This window comes from Desulfobacter postgatei 2ac9 (assembly GCF_000233695.2).
GTDB lineage: Bacteria > Desulfobacterota > Desulfobacteria > Desulfobacterales > Desulfobacteraceae > Desulfobacter > Desulfobacter postgatei.
On sequence record NZ_CM001488.1, the window covers coordinates 3,001,738 to 3,019,772 of the forward strand.

19 protein-coding genes and 2 pseudogenes are annotated in these 18,035 nt (G+C 44.5%); 9 read left to right on the top strand and 12 right to left on the bottom strand.

Annotated elements, in window-relative coordinates:
- Positions 1 to 136 precede the first annotated feature (136 nt).
- The 5 genes from qrcA to DESPODRAFT_RS20405 are packed head-to-tail and all read left to right on the top strand — an operon-like array spanning position 137 to position 5,311.
- Entirely contained in the window at positions 137 to 808 is a 672-nt protein-coding gene (qrcA, locus tag DESPODRAFT_RS13830) for a menaquinone reductase multiheme cytochrome c subunit QrcA (RefSeq protein WP_004074237.1), read from the top strand.
- A 44-nt stretch (positions 809 to 852) separates the two neighbouring features.
- Positions 853 to 2,958, top strand: coding sequence for a menaquinone reductase molybdopterin-binding-like subunit QrcB (qrcB, locus tag DESPODRAFT_RS13835; protein ID WP_004074238.1), 2,106 nt, complete (start codon positions 853 to 855; stop codon positions 2,956 to 2,958).
- Between the two features lie 31 nt (positions 2,959 to 2,989).
- A complete protein-coding gene (gene qrcC / locus DESPODRAFT_RS13840; protein ID WP_004074239.1) occupies positions 2,990 to 3,847 on the top strand; it encodes a menaquinone reductase iron-sulfur cluster-binding subunit QrcC in 858 nt (285 codons plus the stop codon).
- A gap of 31 nt (positions 3,848 to 3,878) precedes the next feature.
- Complete coding sequence (gene qrcD / locus DESPODRAFT_RS13845) at positions 3,879 to 5,138, top strand: menaquinone reductase integral membrane subunit QrcD (RefSeq protein ID WP_004074240.1); 1,260 nt, start codon at positions 3,879 to 3,881, stop codon at positions 5,136 to 5,138.
- 14 nt (positions 5,139 to 5,152) lie between these two features.
- Positions 5,153 to 5,311 carry a hypothetical protein gene (locus DESPODRAFT_RS20405; protein ID WP_004074241.1) on the top strand — a complete coding sequence of 53 codons (159 nt, stop codon included), beginning with the start codon at positions 5,153 to 5,155 and terminating at the stop codon, positions 5,309 to 5,311.
- A gap of 73 nt (positions 5,312 to 5,384) precedes the next feature.
- Here DESPODRAFT_RS20405 and DESPODRAFT_RS13850 read toward each other — a convergent pair whose 3' ends face one another.
- From DESPODRAFT_RS13850 to DESPODRAFT_RS13875, 6 genes are all read right to left on the bottom strand, one after another.
- The gene (locus DESPODRAFT_RS13850) at positions 5,385 to 5,780 is read right to left on the bottom strand and encodes a type II toxin-antitoxin system HicB family antitoxin (RefSeq protein WP_004074242.1); all 396 of its coding nucleotides are present in this window, start codon (positions 5,778 to 5,780) and stop codon (positions 5,385 to 5,387) included.
- 431 nt (positions 5,781 to 6,211) lie between these two features.
- Positions 6,212 to 6,628 carry a PIN domain-containing protein gene (locus tag DESPODRAFT_RS13855; RefSeq protein WP_040015990.1) on the bottom strand — a complete coding sequence of 139 codons (417 nt, stop codon included), beginning with the start codon at positions 6,626 to 6,628 and terminating at the stop codon, positions 6,212 to 6,214.
- Positions 6,618 to 6,842 carry a DUF6364 family protein gene (locus DESPODRAFT_RS13860; protein ID WP_004074244.1) on the bottom strand — a complete coding sequence of 75 codons (225 nt, stop codon included), beginning with the start codon at positions 6,840 to 6,842 and terminating at the stop codon, positions 6,618 to 6,620. Before DESPODRAFT_RS13860 ends, DESPODRAFT_RS13855 begins: the two co-directional genes overlap by 11 nt.
- A 168-nt stretch (positions 6,843 to 7,010) precedes the next feature.
- Entirely contained in the window at positions 7,011 to 8,789 is a 1,779-nt protein-coding gene (locus tag DESPODRAFT_RS13865; RefSeq protein ID WP_004074245.1) for an AAA family ATPase, read from the bottom strand.
- A gap of 81 nt (positions 8,790 to 8,870) precedes the next feature.
- Positions 8,871 to 9,272 (bottom strand): helix-turn-helix domain-containing protein, encoded by a 402-nt coding sequence (locus DESPODRAFT_RS13870; protein WP_004074246.1) that lies wholly within the window; start codon positions 9,270 to 9,272, stop codon positions 8,871 to 8,873.
- The gene (locus DESPODRAFT_RS13875; protein WP_245531921.1) at positions 9,226 to 9,534 is read right to left on the bottom strand and encodes a type II toxin-antitoxin system HigB family toxin; all 309 of its coding nucleotides are present in this window, start codon (positions 9,532 to 9,534) and stop codon (positions 9,226 to 9,228) included. Before DESPODRAFT_RS13875 ends, DESPODRAFT_RS13870 begins: the two co-directional genes overlap by 47 nt.
- A 404-nt stretch (positions 9,535 to 9,938) precedes the next feature.
- Here DESPODRAFT_RS13875 and DESPODRAFT_RS13880 point away from each other — a divergent pair, with 404 nt between their 5' ends.
- The 4 genes and pseudogenes from DESPODRAFT_RS13880 (at position 9,939) to DESPODRAFT_RS13900 (ending at position 13,245) form a co-directional block, all read left to right on the top strand.
- Positions 9,939 to 10,430, top strand: a complete 492-nt coding sequence (locus tag DESPODRAFT_RS13880) for a Uma2 family endonuclease (protein ID WP_004074248.1) — start codon at positions 9,939 to 9,941, stop codon at positions 10,428 to 10,430.
- A gap of 91 nt (positions 10,431 to 10,521) precedes the next feature.
- Positions 10,522 to 11,960 (top strand): annotated as a pseudogene (gene istA / locus DESPODRAFT_RS13885) (IS21 family transposase).
- Positions 11,957 to 12,712 carry an IS21-like element helper ATPase IstB gene (gene istB / locus DESPODRAFT_RS13890; protein ID WP_040015991.1) on the top strand — a complete coding sequence of 252 codons (756 nt, stop codon included), beginning with the start codon at positions 11,957 to 11,959 and terminating at the stop codon, positions 12,710 to 12,712. The pseudogene istA and the gene istB overlap by 4 nt, the downstream one beginning before the upstream one ends.
- A gap of 353 nt (positions 12,713 to 13,065) precedes the next feature.
- The gene (locus DESPODRAFT_RS13900; protein WP_004072081.1) at positions 13,066 to 13,245 is read left to right on the top strand and encodes a hypothetical protein; all 180 of its coding nucleotides are present in this window, start codon (positions 13,066 to 13,068) and stop codon (positions 13,243 to 13,245) included.
- A gap of 286 nt (positions 13,246 to 13,531) precedes the next feature.
- On the opposite strand, the pseudogene DESPODRAFT_RS19550 reads toward DESPODRAFT_RS13900, so the two are convergent.
- From DESPODRAFT_RS19550 to tnpC, 6 genes and pseudogenes are all read right to left on the bottom strand, one after another.
- Positions 13,532 to 13,768, bottom strand: a pseudogene (locus DESPODRAFT_RS19550) (transposase domain-containing protein); the annotation flags it as partial.
- 94 nt (positions 13,769 to 13,862) lie between these two features.
- On the bottom strand, positions 13,863 to 14,189 hold the full coding sequence (locus DESPODRAFT_RS13905; protein WP_040015992.1) for a type II toxin-antitoxin system PemK/MazF family toxin: 327 nt from the start codon (positions 14,187 to 14,189) through the stop codon (positions 13,863 to 13,865).
- On the bottom strand, positions 14,179 to 14,451 hold the full coding sequence (locus DESPODRAFT_RS13910; protein ID WP_004074251.1) for an AbrB/MazE/SpoVT family DNA-binding domain-containing protein: 273 nt from the start codon (positions 14,449 to 14,451) through the stop codon (positions 14,179 to 14,181). Before DESPODRAFT_RS13910 ends, DESPODRAFT_RS13905 begins: the two co-directional genes overlap by 11 nt.
- A 169-nt stretch (positions 14,452 to 14,620) precedes the next feature.
- Positions 14,621 to 14,962, bottom strand: a complete 342-nt coding sequence (locus DESPODRAFT_RS13915) for a helix-turn-helix domain-containing protein (protein ID WP_004074252.1) — start codon at positions 14,960 to 14,962, stop codon at positions 14,621 to 14,623.
- Positions 14,963 to 15,257: 295 nt separating this feature from the next.
- A complete protein-coding gene (locus DESPODRAFT_RS13920) occupies positions 15,258 to 16,124 on the bottom strand; it encodes a DUF4338 domain-containing protein (RefSeq protein WP_004072428.1) in 867 nt (288 codons plus the stop codon).
- A complete protein-coding gene (gene tnpC / locus DESPODRAFT_RS13925; RefSeq protein WP_004074253.1) occupies positions 16,121 to 17,773 on the bottom strand; it encodes an IS66 family transposase in 1,653 nt (550 codons plus the stop codon). Before tnpC ends, DESPODRAFT_RS13920 begins: the two co-directional genes overlap by 4 nt.
- Between the last annotated feature and the right edge of the window lie 262 nt (positions 17,774 to 18,035).

An 18,035-nucleotide genomic window follows, 5' to 3' on the forward strand; every position in this document is an offset into this window, starting at 1 on the left:
GACCGAATTTGTATTTTCTGGACGTATTGCAGAAACAGGCACGGCAATGCTGTTCTGCGAAAAATATTGGCCCGGGGGTTATCCTGTGGCCGTAAAGGTATGGTAACATCAACATTTTAACATTGATGGGGTTTTCATGAGCGAGTTAGAAAACAAAGCAAACGATGGTCCTGAGGATGGTGCGCACCACGGCACCGACAACGGTCCAAAAGATGACAAAGGGTTAGGCCTTGGTGTCATCTTTTTTATGGGGGCATTTTTGGTATGCTTCCTGTCGGGCTGGCTGCTGTTTCCAAAATTGCTTTATTCAAAAAAGGAGCAGCCTTTTAATTTCGATCACAAGCTTCATGCCGAAGAAACAGGTGATTGTGAAACCTGCCATTTCTTCAGAGAAGACGGAACCTTCTCCGGAATCCCGGGTCTGCAAGCCTGTATGGAATGCCATACGGATGAACCCATGGGAGAGACCGAGGACGAAGCCGTGTTTGTAGAGGAGTATGTGGCCAAGGGGAAAGAAGTGCCCTGGCTGATTTATGCCAAACAACCTGATTGCGTGTTTTTCTCCCATGCAGCTCATACAGTTGCAGGCGGCATGGATTGTAAGACCTGCCATGGTCACATTGGGGAGTCCTCATCTTCGCGGCCCTATGAAGAAAACAGAATCACCGGTTACAGCCGTGATATCTGGGGCAAGAATATCTGGGGGATCAAAAAGAATTCCTGGGATCGTATGAAGATGGATGACTGTGCGGAATGCCATCTGGAAAAAATGGGTCATAAGGGCTACTGCTTCCAGTGCCACAAGTAAGATACCTCAAGGACAAGAATTTCAAAGTTTATAAAGGATGACTTATGAAAATTGACAGACGAAGCTTCTTGGGATTGGGACTTGGTGCGGCAGCCGGCGTCGCGCTTTCCCCTGTGGGTGTCAAGCTGACAGATGATTCTTCCATCTGGACCCAGAATTGGCCCTGGACCCCTGTCCCTGAAGACGGTAAAATAACCTATGACCGATCCGTATGCAGCCTGTGTCCAGGTGCCTGCGGCATCAGCGTCAAAAAAATAAACGGACGGCCTGTTAAGATCGAAGGCCTTGACGATTACCCTATTAATAACGGTGGTGCTTGCCCCCACGGGATTTCCGGCCTGCAGTATCTGTATGATCCTGCCAGGATAAAAACCCCGTTAAAGAAAAACGGTAATAAATTTGAAAAGATTTCCTGGGATGAGGCGATTTCACTTGTGGCCCAAAAATTGGGTGAAATTCGTAAAAGCGGAACACCTGAATCCCTCGGTCTGATCACTGGTGCCGACAGCGGTTCCATGGCCCAGCTTTTTGAACGGTTTATGGCTGCTTTCGGCTCTCCCAATACATATAACATGCCAAGCCTTGAATCCAATCTCGCGCTGACGGCTGCTGCCCTTCACGGTGCAGATCGAAGCCTTGGGTTTGATCTTGATCATTCCGATTTCATTTTAAGTTTCGGTGCGGCAATTATTGAAGGCTGGGGTTCCCCTGTTGCCTGTATCCAGGCCAATGCATCAAGACGTGAGCGCAAGGCCAAGCTTGTACAGGTTGATTACAGACTGTCCAATACGGCCAATGCTGCGGATAAGATCATTGCTGTAAAGCCCGGCACTGAAGCAGACCTGGCATTGGGGCTTTGTGGCGTGCTGCTCGCAAAGAACTTGATTGCCGGGGACGTAAACACGTCCGCTTTTGCTGCTATGCTGGCAAAAGAGTATACACCGGACAAGGTAGAAGCGATCACCGGTGTCAAAGCTGCGGATATGGAGGCCCTTGCCATGGAATTCATCAAGGCCAAGGCTCCTGTGGCCGTGCCGGGAAAGGGCAGGGGAGACGTTGGTCAAAGCCTTCGTGAATTCGCTGCCGTCCAGGCCCTGAATGCACTGGCAGACCGCCTGAATAAAAAAGGTGGTGTGTTTGTCATGTACCCGGCCGATTATTTAAGCTTTCCCGAAAATGTAATGGATGATGCTGCAAAACAAGGCGCAAGCAAGGCCAAACTTGCCGGTTCCGTTAATGAACTGGTTGACAAGCTTGAAAAGGATGGGGGGCTTTCCGCCCTGTTTATTTATAATGCCAATCCCTGCTACGCTTTGAACAATCCTGAAAAGGTCAAGGTTGCCATGGATAAGGTTGGATTCAAGGTCAGCTTCAGTTCTTTCATGGATGAAACTGCTCTTAGATCAGATGTGATCCTGCCGGCATCCATTTTTCTTGAACGCCTGGAAGATGTGGTTTCCGGTGGTGGTCTTGCTAAAACAGTCGTAGGGCTGTGCCGGCCCATGGTTAAACCCATATTTGACACCAAACACCCGGCAGATGCGCTGATCCTTCTTGCCCAGGCCATGGGCGACAGCATTGCACAAAGTTTCTCCTGGAACTCTTATGATGCCTGCCTTGAACAAGTGACGGGAAAAATCTGGCATACCCTGTCCGGCGACGGATATGTCGTCATTGATGACAAGCCGCCTGTGGGGACACCTGCAACGGATTTTACCTTCCTTGTTTCCGCTCCCAAAGCTGCTGTGCCCATGGGTGAAGGCGATTACACCCTTGTGCCTGTTGATAAGATGCGGCTTGCCGTCGGTTCAATGATATCTTCTCCCTTTGCTGTTAAAATCATTTCCGACAAGGTTCTTTCAGGAAAATACAGTGTTGTTGAGATTAATCCAGCCACTGCAGGCATCCTGAAAGACGGTGATATTGCTGTCCTTAAAACCGCCATGGGGAAGGCAAAGGTTAAAATCGGCTTTAATGAAGGTATTCTACCCGGCGTGATCGGTATGCCAAGGGGGCTTGGACATGCCTTCAACAATCCTTACGTGGCCGGTAAAGGTGTCAATGTCAATGATCTGATCGGCCCGGTCATCGAGCCTGGTTCAGGACTGGATGCTGCCTTTGGAATTAAAGCCACTCTTTCCAAGGCGTAAACTGTTTACGAAATCTTTTTAAGAGGTTCTGATGATAGAAAATAAAAAAGCCCATAAGTTCGGGATGGTTATCGATCTGGACAAATGCACGGGATGCGGTGCCTGCATGGTCTCGTGCATGTCTGAGAATAACGTTCCGTTTAAGGAGGATGAATCCGACAAAAAGCTCAGTATCACCTGGATGCGGGTGTACAAACTGACCAATGGAAAATCCTTTCCCGAAACTGAAATTGCTTATCTGCCCCGTCCCTGCCAGCACTGCGGCGGAATCGGTGACCATGGTCATTCTCCCTGCGTATCCGTATGTCCTGCCACGGCAACCGACTACGGTTATGATACAGGTATTGTCAGCCAGATTTATACCCGCTGCTTTGGCTGCCGGTACTGCATGGGGGCATGCCCGTACCATGCCAGGCACTTTAACTGGTGGGATCCCAAATGGCCCGAGGGTATGGAAAATTACTTAAGCCCCAATGTCTCCCCGCGTATGCGCGGTGTGGTCGAGAAATGCTCCTTTTGTTACCACCGGTATCAGTTGGCCCGGGAACAGGCCATTGTTGAAGACCGTGAAATAGAAGAGATGGAGTACCAGACCGCATGCACCACCGCCTGCCCGGCAGGTGCCATTGTGTTTGGCGACCTGAATAATCCTGCCCACAAGGTCCATCAGATTGTTAAACCGGATCCCCATCCTGATCCCATGAACCACAAGGTTGTGGGAAAATCCAGAAACCCGAAAGTTTTCAGGCTGCTTGAGCGTCTTGGTACCAACCCCAAGGTCTATTACATGTCTGATCGGGAATGGGTCAGAAAGGCCGGGGACAACTACCTTAAAGGTGAGTGGGAAAATGTTAAAACCCATCATGGGGCGTCTTCATCCCATGGTTAACTTGCATAAAACTATTTAGGAGTAATTAGATATGTTAGATGATGCATTAATACCCGAAGGCGCCAAGCGGTGCGCGTTCCCGATATTCATCATTGGGATCATCATTGTGGGTGCTGTTCTGCTCTGGGGCGTTTATGCCATGTTCCTGTGCTGGTTCAAAGGTCTGAACCAGACCAACATGAACGACTACTACGGATTTGCCCTGTGGATCTGGGCTGACCTGGCCGTCATCGCCGTTGGCGGCGGTGCTTTTTTTACAGGTCTTTTGAAATACATTTTCAAGGTTGATGATTTGAAAAATATTATCAACTTTGCCGTGATCATTGGTTTTATCTGTTACAGTTCCGCCCTGCTGATCCTGGCCATAGATATCGGACAGCCCCTGCGTGGATGGTTTATTTTCTGGCATGCCAATGTCCATTCCATGCTCACAGAAGTGGCCTATTGTCTCTCCTGTTATTTTGCAGTGCTGACCATTGAATTCATTCCCAATATCCTGGAAAACCGCCAGGTCAATAAGGTGCCGTTCTTTCACCACCTGGGCCACAACATGCACGAGGTGATGGCCGTTTTTGCCGCCACCGGCGCTTTTTTGAGTTTTTTCCACCAGGGCTCGTTAGGCGGTGTGGCCGGCGTTATGTTTGGCCGTCCTTTTGCTTACCGCGAAGGCCTTTTGATCTGGCCCTGGACCTTTTTCCTGTTTACCTGGTCTGCCGCAGCGTTTGGTCCCTGTTTTACCTTGATGGTTACCAAGATTACGGAAATAATTACGGGTAAAAAATTGGTCGGAGATAAAACCGTCAATCTGCTGGCAAAAATTTCCGGGTGGATGATTACCACCTATATTATCGCCAAGATTATTGATACCGTTTACTGGGTATTCGTCACCGTGCCGTCCATGGGATTCGAACTGGGACATTTTTACAGCAACAACGGGTTCTATGGATACTGGATTTTGATTACCGAAGTGATCTTATGCGGTGTTGTGCCTGGGCTGCTTCTGATTAATAAAAGTACCCGTGAAAATCCCACCACCCGCACCATTGCGATTATTCTTGGCGTTATTGGTGTATGTCTGAACCGGTGGGTTATGGTGCTTCAGATCATGGCCGTGCCTGTGATGTCTTTTGACTCCTGGGCATTGTATATCCCAAGCTGGCAGGAAGTGGCGACCACCATTTTACCTGTTGCCTACGGAATTATCCTGATTGCCGTTGCATATCGCTATCTGCCGGTATTCCCCCAGGAACTGGAACTTAACGAACCTGCCGACGCGGCAGCTCAAAACTGATAAAGGAGGTTTTAATGTTTCCCTTTTGTTTTGAATGGGTCTGGGACATCGGCCATGCAATTTTTTTCGGTGGGTTCTGGTATGCCATCTCCATTTTAGGGGCAGGTATGACCTATTGCCTTCTTAAGGCGGCCTATGACACGGTTAATGATAAAGGTGATTCACATCACTGATATTTAACCTGCGTAAAAATGAAAACGCCTGCTTGACTCTTTGAGTGAAGCAGGCGTTTTTTTGTATTCAGGTTTACCCTAAAACCCGCTCAACCGCTCCACAGATAAAGCGGGATCTATCAAGCCCTTCCTGGGTTTTAACATATTCGTTCACCCGCTCCAGCAAATCCACGGGTATCATGACGTTAATTCTTTTTTTAGGGCGGTATTCGTCCATTGCTTTTTCAGATGGCAACACAGGGAAAATAAGCTCCCCCTGCTTTGCTTCTTTTCTGATTTCAACATAAGGCCTGGGGGCTTCATATTCCCGGCCTTTGCGGCCCAGAACCATTATTGCGCTTAATGCATCTACAGCCATTTCAAGAGATTTCTCAACAGTCTCCCCGCAGGTGTTCACGGATAGGGCATCTGGGAATCGGACAGACCATCCGTCGTCATCAGGTGAAAAGATTGCATAATAAATATCCATTGGCACCTCCTTTACTTGTCTGCCTGCTTGTGATCATCTTCATTTATTTTCACCCCTTTGTCTGATTTATATTTACATCTATGTGTAAATATCATCAAGGGGTTTTTAACATTCTTGGAATTACCTGGGGCAGTTAACTGCCCCTCCCCGACTACCCGATCAGTGAAACTGTAGCAAGTCAAAAGTTTTTTACGATCTTTTTAAAACAGACCCGTTCAAACCCCAGGGCCACCCGATCAACGATACGGCGATATGATTACTTCTCGGTAAGGGAGTTCTGGAAATTCAGTTACAATTCTCCCGGATTCAGGAAAAATCCTCAAGTGTTCGGAATATTTTCTCAGCCCGATTACGAAAATTGATAGCTGCCGAAGGTTTATCCTTTCGAATGTATGATAAAGAATTCCGACCTGACTCCGGGTATACAAAAATTAAAGAATCAAAGGATTTTCTACTTTTACGCCCTGAAAAATCTGGCCGGGATTCAAATCCTCGGTCCAGATTTTTCCACAACGGGCACTTTGCGCCGCCGATACAATGAGAGCGTCCCAGAAGGAAATTTTATTCAGGACTTGGCAGTCAATGGCCCGGTCAATGATTTCAGGCAAAATCAATACAACCTCAAAATGGGAAAACGAGTGTAAGATATCTTTGACGATCAGGGCATCAACCTCAAGCTTTTTTGTGGCTGTAACGTAAAATTCCTGCATGACCTGGGTGGAAATGACGCCTCCGGGCCCTTGGGCCACTTGACGGAGAATCGTCCGACTTTTATGTTGCTTTTCAGGATCATATTGATCCAGAGCATAGACAAGGATGTTGGTGTCGATAAAGATTTTAGCGGTCATATAAATCGTCCCTGTTCCAGGTCCGGCCATTGGAATCCGCCTTTGCCCGATCCATGAGTTCGAAACATGAATCAATCCACTCAATTGACTGGGGCACGACGGTTTGCTCCAACAATTTTCTGATCAGTGCATTCAGGGAAGTCTGGTGCTGCTTTGCGTATTCGCGTCCTGAATGCAGCAGTTCAGTATCTAATGAAATGGTGATATTGGGCATTGTAAACCTCCTTGTTTCTTTTTATATGAAAGTCCCAATTGAGCCTATGTGTTTATAGACCAGACCACATGGTTGTTATTTAAATACACTATAAATGGACACTGATTGTGTGTCAATGTTGGAACTTCCATTTGAAGCCTGTTTTAATGTACAATTACTGAAGCCATATCAACTCAATTTTTTAAAACATACCCTTTCAAATCCCAAAGCAACCACCACAAATTTTTTCAGACGCAGATTCCCATACCGTTGTTCAAGCTCATGTCCGTATGCACACACCTGTTTTTCACCGTTCTCCATCTGCCTTACAATTTCAGGAAGTTTTGCTAATTCATCCCCGGACAAGTCCCGTGCCTTTTCAGCACAGATTCCGGCATGTTTGAGCCTTACAAACTTGAACTCAATCAATACATCAAATATTCTACCATGTCGCTTATCCGGCCGGATGATCATGGTAAGATCGGCATATCTGCGGTTAATTTCAGTTTCAGAATCCATGATATAGAGGATATCATTGTAGAGCAGAGTTAAAAACGCGGTCTTTATGGTCAATTCATTGGCCCACCGATAGTCCCTGTTATGAAACACCTTGAAATATTTGTTTTTCATAAAAGCGCACAACGGCGCCATATCTCCTTTTTGATACACCTGTTCGGCCGCATTCGAACCCTCATCCCTGTCTCCGGGATCGGGCAGCAGCATTTTTTGAATTCGATCCACATACAGGCTTTTAATGACAAGATTGGGAACTTTTAACCGCACCTTTAAGTCCGGTGTATCACCGGCCAGGGTCAACACGCCGAAATAATAAAGAAAAGATGCCAGAAACATATTGTCCTTGGATTGATCAGACAGCATCTCTTTAATGCCGAAACGGTCTTCAATATCAGAGACAATAAGCTCATGATTTTTCTGGACCAGGTTCATCAAAAGATCTCTTCCCATGGGCATCCGGGCCATATATTCAAGTTTTGATTCATCCACTGCAAGATTTGAATCCAGCATTTTCCTTGGATAGGTGCAGGTTTTTTCAAACTGTTTCAAAAAATATAAACACAGGGTTGGGTTATACACATATTCATCAATGGCATGGGAAAAATTATATCCATTATAATAGACTTTCGTCAAATTAACGGCTTCCTGAATTTTTTCCTTTTCAAATCCACATTGATCAACAATTTCTTTGAGCACCGCTTCAATTTCTTGCTGCCTGAAGCCGCACAGATCATTAAATTCAGGTTCAAAGTAAATATTTTCGGCAATATTATATCCGCTTGTGATATCGCTCATCACAACCGGAGAAACCCCGGTGATAAACACACGATCAATCATGGAACCGGACGTGGCGGATTTTACTGCCTTGAAAAAAGTCTTTAAAGGGCCTTCATCATGCACAATGGCCTTATATCTGTCTTCTTCGCTGTGTATGCCCATCATGATGGTATTGGCAAAATTATCATATTCATCAATGAGAAGGTATACCGGATATGGGGTCATGCGCACCGAGCTTACCAGCGATTTAACAGAACTTATGGCATTTTTGGGGTTTATTTCAATCCCGGGAAGATCATACTCCCCGTAATAGAGCAAAAATCCTTTAATGCAGTCGTTAATATGATCAAAAAGAGCTTCCTTCACTTCCTTTGCACTGCCGGTGCAATCAACACATGAAAAATCAAATTTCAAAATAAAATATGAATTGTGCAGAGCCGTTGGGGTTTTTCCGATTTTCAACTTCCCGAAAATCGAATCGAATTCATCCTTTTTTGCCACATCATAATAGTTTTCCAACATTGAAAGAAGCAGGCTTTTGCCGAACCGCCTGGGCCGGATAAACAGCTGGGATTTTGTATTTTCAAGCAAAGGTATCTTATCGGTCCTGTCACAATAGAAATACCCCTCACCGGCAACGGTTTTAAAATCAGATATGCCATATGGAAATTTCATGATTTTGTGTCTCCCCTGCACACACTTCAATACTCGTTAGACAGCAAATGGAAAGCGAAAGGGTTGACAGTAAACTCTTCCTCAAATAAACACCACCGGCGAAACCCCGAAGCGTTTTCCTAGTGCCTTCACCTGCCGGGTATTAAGCCTGCGCTTTCCGCTCAAAATTTCAGATACAACCCCTTGACTGCCGATCTCCGGCAGATCTCCCTGCCTGACACCGTGTTCCTGCATTAAACAATTCAGGATGTCAGCAGGTGCGCCTTCATGTTCCGGCAAGTGGGCGGTTTCATACGTTTCAACAAGACTGCCGACGGTCTCGACCAGAGACGCCAGCGGGTGTCCTTCGTCCTCTCCGATTTCATCCAAAAGGCTGTCAAGAAAAGATACCTGCCGGTCATATTCTGCTTTTGAATGGGCCACGGAGAAGATGCTTTTAATATCCGGCCAGATCCGGATAATGTCGTTTGCCTCCTGTAACATCAGCCTTCCCTCCATTTTTTTTGTCATATTCGTTATGCGTGAGGACATGCCGGATATACAGCCGCTGTGTGTTGTAATGGACAGCTGCAATAAGCCGGACCTTGTTCCCGCCGATATTAAACACGGTAAACCCGCCCACCTGGTCTGCATTTGGAAAAACACCTCTCAGTTCAGCGAAGTTGCCAAACCCTGTATGCTTCACAATTCGGTACCAGGCATCCAGGGCGGTTGAACATTCCGGGTATCGTTCAGCAAAATCCAATATTTTTTTCCGTGTTATGATGTGCATATCTTTACATATCTCAGTTTGAGATATGTATCAAGTATTTTAAAGAAGAGTCTCTTTAGTATGCGCTTTTTCATGTGATCCAATGTAGGTTACCTCCACCAGTTTGATTTCTTTTTCTGTTACCTTTCAGACAGTGATATAGTTTGGTTTCCCCTTTTTCAAGACTGGATAAATTTAAACGTTGATACTATAATCACAAAATTGAGAAGCAATATTCTATGTTCTGTTGACATTTAGCGTAGCCATATTCTTCTGTCGGGTGGCAATAATCTCCACTATGCACCGCTGCGAAGTTTCCAAAGTACGAAAAACAGAAATAAGAAACTAACTGCCCACGAACAACAGGGATAAGAGCATCCCTGTAAGGAGAAGGAAACATGAGCACAGAACCGCAGGAAAAAAACATAATGACACCGGGGGAGTATCTTGCCCTTGAAAGAGCTTCGCTGGATATCAGACATGAATTTTATGCTGGTGAAATCTTCGCTATGGTTGGGGCAAGCAGGCACCACAACCGTATCAATATGAATCTTGCTAGGGAATTAGGGATTAAATTCAAAGCAGATAATTTCCGTTGCGAAGCGTTCTCCAATGACATGCGTGTAAAAATTGAAAACGGCTATGTGTACCCGGACATTGTTATTACTTGTGGTGATGCAGAGTTTGAAGATAATGAGTTTGACACCCTGACAAACCCAGTTGTCATAATGGAAATTCTTTCAGATTCAACAGAGCTATTTGACAGGACGAAAAAGTTTTTTCATTACAGAAAAATCCCGACACTTCAAGAGTATATCTTAGTCTCTCAACATGTGATCAGCGTCAATTATAATTCCCGCCGAACGACAATTAAAATTCCCGAAATTTAAAGAATCAAAAAAATGGTAAAAGCATCCAAATTTTACTGAAGGAGTGATTTGGATGGTAACAAACCAACAAGTGAGGAGGTTGTTCAAGTTGATTCAATCTGAGAAGGATTTCGGGATCGCAGCAATGAAAGCAGGTATGGATGAGAAGACGGCTCGAAAGTACCGTGAAATTGGTAAATTACCAAGCGAGCTTCAACAGGAGCACGACTGGCGTACACGTAAAGATCCGTTTGAAGAGGCATGGGATAGTATCAAAGAAATGTTATCAATAAATCCGGGGTTGGAAGCCAAAACCATTTTTGAGGATATGCAGCGCAAACAGCCCGGCCGATTTGCCGATGGTCAATTAAGGACCCTGCAGCGACGGATCAAGCATTGGCGGCCACAGAAGGTCCAGGCAAAGAAATATTCTTTGCACAAATACATAAACCAGGCGAACTATGCCAGTCTGACTTCACGCATATGGATAAGCTGGGTGTCACCATAGGCGGCGTTCCCTTTGATCACATGATCTATCATTTTGTTTTAACCTTTTCTAACTGGGAAACCGGGAGCATATGTTTTTCTGAAAGTTTTGAAAGCCTGAGCCATGGCCTGCAAAATGCCTTATGGAACCTGGGCGGTGTTCCCCATCGTCACCGTACAGATTGTTTGGCGACGGCTGTTAACAAGGAGACCCATCCGGAAGAGTTCACCCGCAGGTATCAGGATCTTATGGACCATTACGGTCTGACACCTTGCAAAACGAACCCATCCAGTCCCAATGAAAATGGTGATGTGGAGCAGCGCAATTATCGATTTAAAAAGGCTGTTGACCAGTCCCTTCTGTTAAAAGGCCACCGGAATTTTAAAGACCGGGAGGAATATGAGTGTTTTCTGTCCAAACTGTTTTGCCAACTGAATGCCGGGCGAAAAGACCGCCTATCAAAAGAACTTGAAATTTTGCATCGGCTACCCAAAACCCGAATCGACTCATGTAAAAAACTGGATCTCAAAGTCGGTCCCGGCTGTACCATACGAGTTAATCACAACGTATACTCAGTGAACAGCAGGCTTATAGGAGAAAAAATACAGGTCCGCCTTTACATGGAATACCTGGAAATCTGGTACGGGCAAAAAAAGGTCGATACCTTGCCACGGTTACGGGGGGAAGGGAAGTACAAAATCAATTACCGGCATATCATTGACAGTTTGGTCAGAAAACCGGGGGCGTTTGAAAATTATCGATATCGTAATGACATGTTCCCCACCAGCCGTTTTCGGATCGCGTATGATTACTTAAAAGAGCGCTATACCGTTCAAAGCGCTGCGTCAAGATATCTGAAGATTCTATACCTTGCCGCAAAAGACAGTGAAGTGGCTGTAGACAATGCCTTGACGATTTTAATTAATGAAGGCCATGAGATCAGCAAAGATGCGGTCCAGCGGCTTATGAAATCTAATGCCCCTGTTGCCGGGCCGGATGATATCCATATCCCGGCCATTGATTTAAGCAGTTATGACCAACTTCTCAAAATGGTGGAGGCATGATGAGCGACAGAGACCAGATTGGAAACCATCTTAAAAGTCTGCACATGCCGACCATGCGCCGCAGCTATGAAGAAATGGCAGATCAGGCCCGGGCTGAGTCATGGGGGTATGAGCACTATCTTTTGCAGTTGCTGAATCTTGAATGTGAAGGGCGCTGGCAAAACCGGATAGCACGGAACCTGAGGGCATCCAGGCTGCCACCCTCGAAAACCTTTGAGAATTTTGATAAAAAGCGTCTTCCCATAAAGGTCGCTAATCATTTGAATGTACTGATCGACGGCTCTTTTTTAAATCAATCTGAAAACATTTTGGCCTTTGGAAATCCTGGAAGCGGGAAAACCCATCTGTTATGTGCCATTGGTCATGAATTGATTGCACAAGGAAAACAGGTCCTTTTCATCCCATGCAGCCATCTTGTCCAGGATCTGCTGATCGCCAAAAGGGAACTTGAGTTGACAAAAAAGCTCAAAAGTCTTTCCAGATTTGATGCCGTGATTATCGATGATATCGGATATGTCCAGCAAAGCCGGGAAGAGATGGAAGTTCTGTTCACCTTCCTGGCAGATCGGTATGAACAAGGCAGCCTGATGATCACCAGCAATCTTCCCTTTTCTAAATGGGAACAGATTTTTAAGGACCCTATGACAACTGCTGCGGCTATTGACCGGCTTGTTCACCACAGCATTATCTTCGAATTGAATGTTGAAAGCTATCGTATGGAGCAGGCCAAAAAGGAGGCAGAATCATGTTAGTGCATGAAATGAATACTCCGTATACCCGGGAAGAGATCGTAGAAATTGTCAAAATGATACGGCTACATTTATACAATAATGGGCTTCATTGTGGTGCCCGTGTTATCAGGGAGGACATGGAAGATGAGAATGTCCAGCCATTACCTTCTTTAAGCACTATTGGGCGTATCTTGTCACGCCATGGCTTAACACATGGCAGAACCGGAGTTTATAACAATCCCGTTTAAAAATAGGCGGATAATAAATAGTCATTTTTTTTATGCGAAAATCACCTGTATTTTTTGTAAAGCGTAATACATTTATCTATGGTTCTTTCATAGCAGAGCTTTCGGGTGTTTTTCAAAGGAGACGGTATGCGTGGTGGATATAGAGGAAAACCAAAACCCAAATTGCCGACACATCTAAAGCGGGTTCCTGTAAATGCACGAATCCAGCAGTGGATGCTTCATGAACTCAAAAGAAGAGGTGAGGTTGGGATAGTTTTGGAATATATACTGATTGAAGCGGGTTTTAAGTACCAACCAGAAAAATGAAGAAAGGCCCAATGCCTCCGGCGGCCCTACGGAGTATTTGTTTCGCGCTATGGCGCGAGGATTTTACGCATTAAAGACAAAAACATGGGGGAAGGACAGCATACAGTAAAGTGCATACTGCCCCCCATGTCTTCGTCACCAGTCACGGCGCTCGGGGTGCTTCCCAGCAGTTGCCCTATCCTCCGGGCTGGGGTGGGGGATATTATCAATGTTACAAAAAATAGCAAGGGAATAATGGAAAACAAATACAAAATAAACAGGTTATAAAGAATGGGGAACGGGAATTTTAATTGTCGTTGAGGGGAAAAAATAATTGTCGTTGATCATATCGGGGTGTTGTATAGTTTTCCAGCAAGTTTTTATCCACGTTTTGTGGCATCAAAGCTTTAAATTCGTATTCCGTCATGGTTTTCGGTAAATTTTCAAAAAGAAATTTGAGGTACCAATAAGGTTCAAGTCCATTGGCCTTGGCGGTTTCGATTAGGCTGTAAATGCAGGCACTGGCCCTGGCGCCTTCGGATGTTCGGATAACTTATATTTGAAAAGCCCTGTACTGCTGAAAAAATTAAAGAGATCTTACAAAATGTCGATCTAAGAGATATTCTGAAGAAAGAATTTTATTCTCCGTACATGTCAGTTATCAGCTTACGTAGCTGAGCGGCCTTATTGTCGGGTAACTGATCAATCTTTGTTTTTAATCGTTGTTTACTGATAGCCCGAATTTGATCAACAGCGATTTCAGCATTTTTGTTCATACATTTGATTTGAAGGCGTGTTCGCCATTGTGGATGCAATTTTGATGTTAATGGACAAATAACAATTGTTTCCAGGTATTTATTCATTTCATCCTGACTTACTATGACAACTGGGCGGATTTTTTGTATTTCACTACCTATAGTTGTATTGAGGTCAGCGAAATATATTTCATATCTTTTAATATTCAAAGTTTTCGTCTTCCAAGCCATCAAGTAGCGTTGTGTCAAAATCGTCCCATTTTTCTTTTTCATCAGCCATGGCTTTAAACGTTTCTATCCAGGAAAGCTTAGATTCTTCTTTATTACGAAGAAGCAGCCCTTTATCTGTTTCTTCAATTAGAAGAGTATGTTTCAGACCATATTTTTGAAGGAGTACTTTAGGAATGCGAATACCTTTAGAATTGCCGATAGGAACTATTTTGGCGTCTCTTGTTCGTAGATTATTATCCATAAATATCTCCTGAACTATAAAAAATAATATTGTAATTACAATAATTACTTAAAATTATATTGTCAAGTTCTAAAAAAAATTGCTGATAAATCTTCTTCTGTTTTATTTATAGATAGTTATCCCATTAAACAGCAAATGGAAAGCGAATAGGTTGACAGTAAACTCTTCCTCAAATAAACACCACAGGCGAAACCCCGAACCGTTTTCCTAGTGCCTTCACCTGCCGGGTGTTAAGCCTGCGCTTTCCGCTCAAAATTTCAGATACAAGCCCTTGGCTGACGATCTCCGGCAGATCTCCCTGCCTGACACCGTGTTCCTGCATTAAACACTTCAAGATGTCAACTGGTGCTCCCTCATGTTCCGGCAAGTGGGCGGTTTCATACGTTTCCACCAAACTGCCGATGGTCTCGACCAGAGACGCCAGCGGGTGATTTTCGTCCTCTCCGACTTCATCCAAAATGCTGTCAAGAAAAGATACCTGCCGGTCATATTCTGCTTTTGAATGGGCCACGGAAAAGATGCGTTTAATATCCGGCCAGATCCGGATAATGTCGTTTTTTTCTTGTAACCGGCGCCGTGAGTTCTGAATGCAGCAGTTCCCTATCTAATGAAATGGTGATCAGGCACTGGAAGAAAAAATGATTTTTCTGTAATCTATACTCGATGATCCAGTTTTTCGTCAAATCGCATAACTATAGGAGGCTAAATTTCATGATTTGGAACCAGATCTCCCACGGCGATTCGATAACAAATTGATATTATTGAATTTTAAAAATCGTGCCAGTAAATATTCGGGTTAGTCATTTTTAAGTTGATTTGAGTAACGTCCTAAAATTCTGGTCCAGAGGATAAACCCAAACATCTTTGATGGGAACAATCACCGTCCCTTTCTTTGGGTTAGCACCTAATTTACCCCGCCCTTTAGTTTCTCCAACAATTTGCCAGTTTGCGGCTTTATAACAGGTCCCTGCGAAACGATCTTTTTGAACAAACGTCTCAAGCAGGACAGGCCGGATATTATACTTGTTGTGCCAATCATCCGGGAGTCGGTGTGTGATTAATGAGAGAACTTTGGATGCCAAATTTTTTGATTGAATCCATGGCAAAATAAGGAATCTGGCATTATTCACAATCAAATGCAAATTTGCCTTTCTTTGATCATGAGTCCATCCAATAAACTGATCTCTTGGTGCGGTTTGCCATGCCGCTGCACCGAACCCTGCCAGGGCAACGATCTGTTCGCCGGCAGTAATGAAATATCGAAGTTGGGCACCTGGCAACGGCTTATGCCCAAGATAATGATACCTTTCGATGTATTCATTCCACAAACCAGATGTCGCTTTGGTAACGATCTGCAAATTAAGTTCCGGCAAACGATGAACCGGACAGACAACCCGGCTTTGCGGATCCGTAGCTGACGTTAATTTAATGCGTCGGTCACGCTTTGTTTTTTGAGTAGAGGGCGGCAGGCATATCACCCCATCCTTTTCCATCTTCAGCATAGCAACACGGCACGACATATCTTTGGTTTTTCCATCCGGTTTGAACCATTGGAGAATCCGGCACACCTCTATTGAAAGTCGCGTTCGGTTGAACTGGGGATTGTTTTTTATGAGAGCCTTGATCTGTGTTATTTCTGTTCGGGTAAAATCCCGGCCACAGTATCGGATCATGAGGTATCTATCGGTTTTGACAATTTCTCCAGGCGGGCCTTATCCATTTCCCAGGGAAGAAACCGTGATAATTGTTCAGGCGCTTTCCCATGGTTTAGAGCGCAGGCATTAAGGTACGAATTTAACCAGTGGTGACAGTTCAGTCCCCACAACTCCAAGGTTTTAAAAAGTGAAAACATCATTGCTGCCAGTTGAGCGCTCCATACACTTGCTGAACCATAAAAATTTCTACGACCTGTTACTGGATTCCGAATGGCATTTTCACCTTTATTATTATCCATGGGGACTTCCGGGTGTTCAACAAACACACTCAATCCGTCCCAATGGTTTTTCAGGCTTTTCAAAATTTTGTATTTAGCATTGGATAACAGGGTGGAATTAGGGTCATCGGGATTGTGTGATTCTATAAATGCATCTCGGTCCTGCGTCATTTCATTCATCTTGTTAATCACAGATTCATGTCGCTTTTTGAATGATTCCGACTGCCATTGCACAGGTAATGCTTTATCAAAGGCTGCACAACGAAGGTTGTTTATATGATACAGCTGTGCGATTTTCTCAATCCAGCAAAACGCCCATTCTTCCAATTCCGGATACTTCCTGGCTGCATCCAGGAAATCACGGCGGACGTGTGCCCAACAAAAGGCCAGAATAATGAAAGGCATTTTGTTAGCCAGTGATTTATAGGCGCTGTATCGGTCGCAGACAACAATGATTTTACCTTTCCGGGTATTTTTAAAATATGATATCGGAATATCTGCACCTCGTCCCGGCGCAATCAGGAAATAGACAACGGATTCAGAACGACTGACCCATAACCACCATTTATTTCCGATTTTACCTTCAATTTCTTCAAAAACCTTCCAGCTGCTTTCATCTTGATGGAATCTGTCTTCGGTCATTTGTTGAAGGTAAAGCCTGTTGCAGATGGGTTCAAATAATTCTTTGAGATTGTTCAAGCCGCCTGAAATTGTACCGGCTGAAATGGGTAAACCAAGCTCCTCATAATGATTTAAAAGACGATTGGTCGGCTGGCAATAACGAAATTTGTTCAACAAAACGTCTGCCCAGATTGAAATTCCGTATGGGCTTTTGGGCATCAGCTTTGGAGGCATTGGCGCAGTAATCGTTTGAGGCACCCCTTTGCACGAGCATATTTTTGTTCCTGTCTGACGGACAATTCTCCTTGTGTAGGCTTTGACGTCAACCTCAATAATTTGGGTTTCAGGTCCTGAACTCCCATCAAGTGTATAGGGCAACCCGCAACAAGGGCATACTGGATTTTGCGGAAAACAAGCTTGTTCGTATACTACAGGAAGATCAGGACGCTCTGTCAGGCCGTGACCTTCACTTCCAGGTTGTTGACCAGGAGGCCTTTTGTTTTCATTTGATTTTGGATTGGCTTTTTCTGTTTTTGAAGGTCTCTTTTCGGTTTTTTTCCCAAATAATCGGTTTTTCAGATCCCGGATTTGGCCATCTTTTTCTTTTATTTCTTGCTTGAGCCCTTCTTCCCGCAAAAGAGCTTTTTGGTGCATGGCTTTCCAATACCCCACCTGGTTTCTTAATTCCAGATATTCGCTCTCTGGGATTGAAATATATGGCTGTGAATCAGCCTGCAGATCAATAGTCTGACCATCAATTTGATGCATGCACACTGCTGATATTTTTTGACAAGAAGATACCATGCTTCTTCTTGTATCAATATTTTATGATAGTGTCCCGCTTTTTTTGAGATGGGAGAAAAAATTATTACTAACCCGAATATTTACTCGTGCCACAAAATTTATCCTTTTTGACAAATACAATGATATCAGTCCGTTATAAAAAACTGGATCATCGAGTATAGTTAAAAAAAATTTAAAGCGCTTGCCTGCCCGGCAAACCCGGAATATAAAAATCATACATAAATTT

Coding starts and splice junctions, on each gene's coding strand:
- DESPODRAFT_RS20405 (WP_004074241.1), top strand. CDS start 5,153: ATGTTTCCCTTTTGTTTTGAATGGGTCTGGGACATCGGCCATGCAATT.
- DESPODRAFT_RS13850 (WP_004074242.1), bottom strand. CDS start 5,780: ATGGATATTTATTATGCAATCTTTTCACCTGATGACGACGGATGGTCT.
- qrcC (WP_004074239.1), top strand. CDS start 2,990: ATGATAGAAAATAAAAAAGCCCATAAGTTCGGGATGGTTATCGATCTG.
- DESPODRAFT_RS13865 (WP_004074245.1), bottom strand. CDS start 8,789: ATGAAATTTCCATATGGCATATCTGATTTTAAAACCGTTGCCGGTGAG.
- istB (WP_040015991.1), top strand. CDS start 11,957: ATGATGAGCGACAGAGACCAGATTGGAAACCATCTTAAAAGTCTGCAC.
- DESPODRAFT_RS13855 (WP_040015990.1), bottom strand. CDS start 6,628: ATGACCGCTAAAATCTTTATCGACACCAACATCCTTGTCTATGCTCTG.
- tnpC (WP_004074253.1), bottom strand. CDS start 17,773: ATGCATCAAATTGATGGTCAGACTATTGATCTGCAGGCTGATTCACAG.
- qrcD (WP_004074240.1), top strand. CDS start 3,879: ATGTTAGATGATGCATTAATACCCGAAGGCGCCAAGCGGTGCGCGTTC.
- DESPODRAFT_RS13870 (WP_004074246.1), bottom strand. CDS start 9,272: ATGTTACAGGAGGCAAACGACATTATCCGGATCTGGCCGGATATTAAA.
- qrcB (WP_004074238.1), top strand. CDS start 853: ATGAAAATTGACAGACGAAGCTTCTTGGGATTGGGACTTGGTGCGGCA.
- DESPODRAFT_RS13880 (WP_004074248.1), top strand. CDS start 9,939: ATGAGCACAGAACCGCAGGAAAAAAACATAATGACACCGGGGGAGTAT.
- DESPODRAFT_RS13910 (WP_004074251.1), bottom strand. CDS start 14,451: ATGGATAATAATCTACGAACAAGAGACGCCAAAATAGTTCCTATCGGC.
- DESPODRAFT_RS13900 (WP_004072081.1), top strand. CDS start 13,066: ATGCGTGGTGGATATAGAGGAAAACCAAAACCCAAATTGCCGACACAT.
- DESPODRAFT_RS13920 (WP_004072428.1), bottom strand. CDS start 16,124: ATGATCCGATACTGTGGCCGGGATTTTACCCGAACAGAAATAACACAG.
- DESPODRAFT_RS13860 (WP_004074244.1), bottom strand. CDS start 6,842: ATGCCCAATATCACCATTTCATTAGATACTGAACTGCTGCATTCAGGA.
- qrcA (WP_004074237.1), top strand. CDS start 137: ATGAGCGAGTTAGAAAACAAAGCAAACGATGGTCCTGAGGATGGTGCG.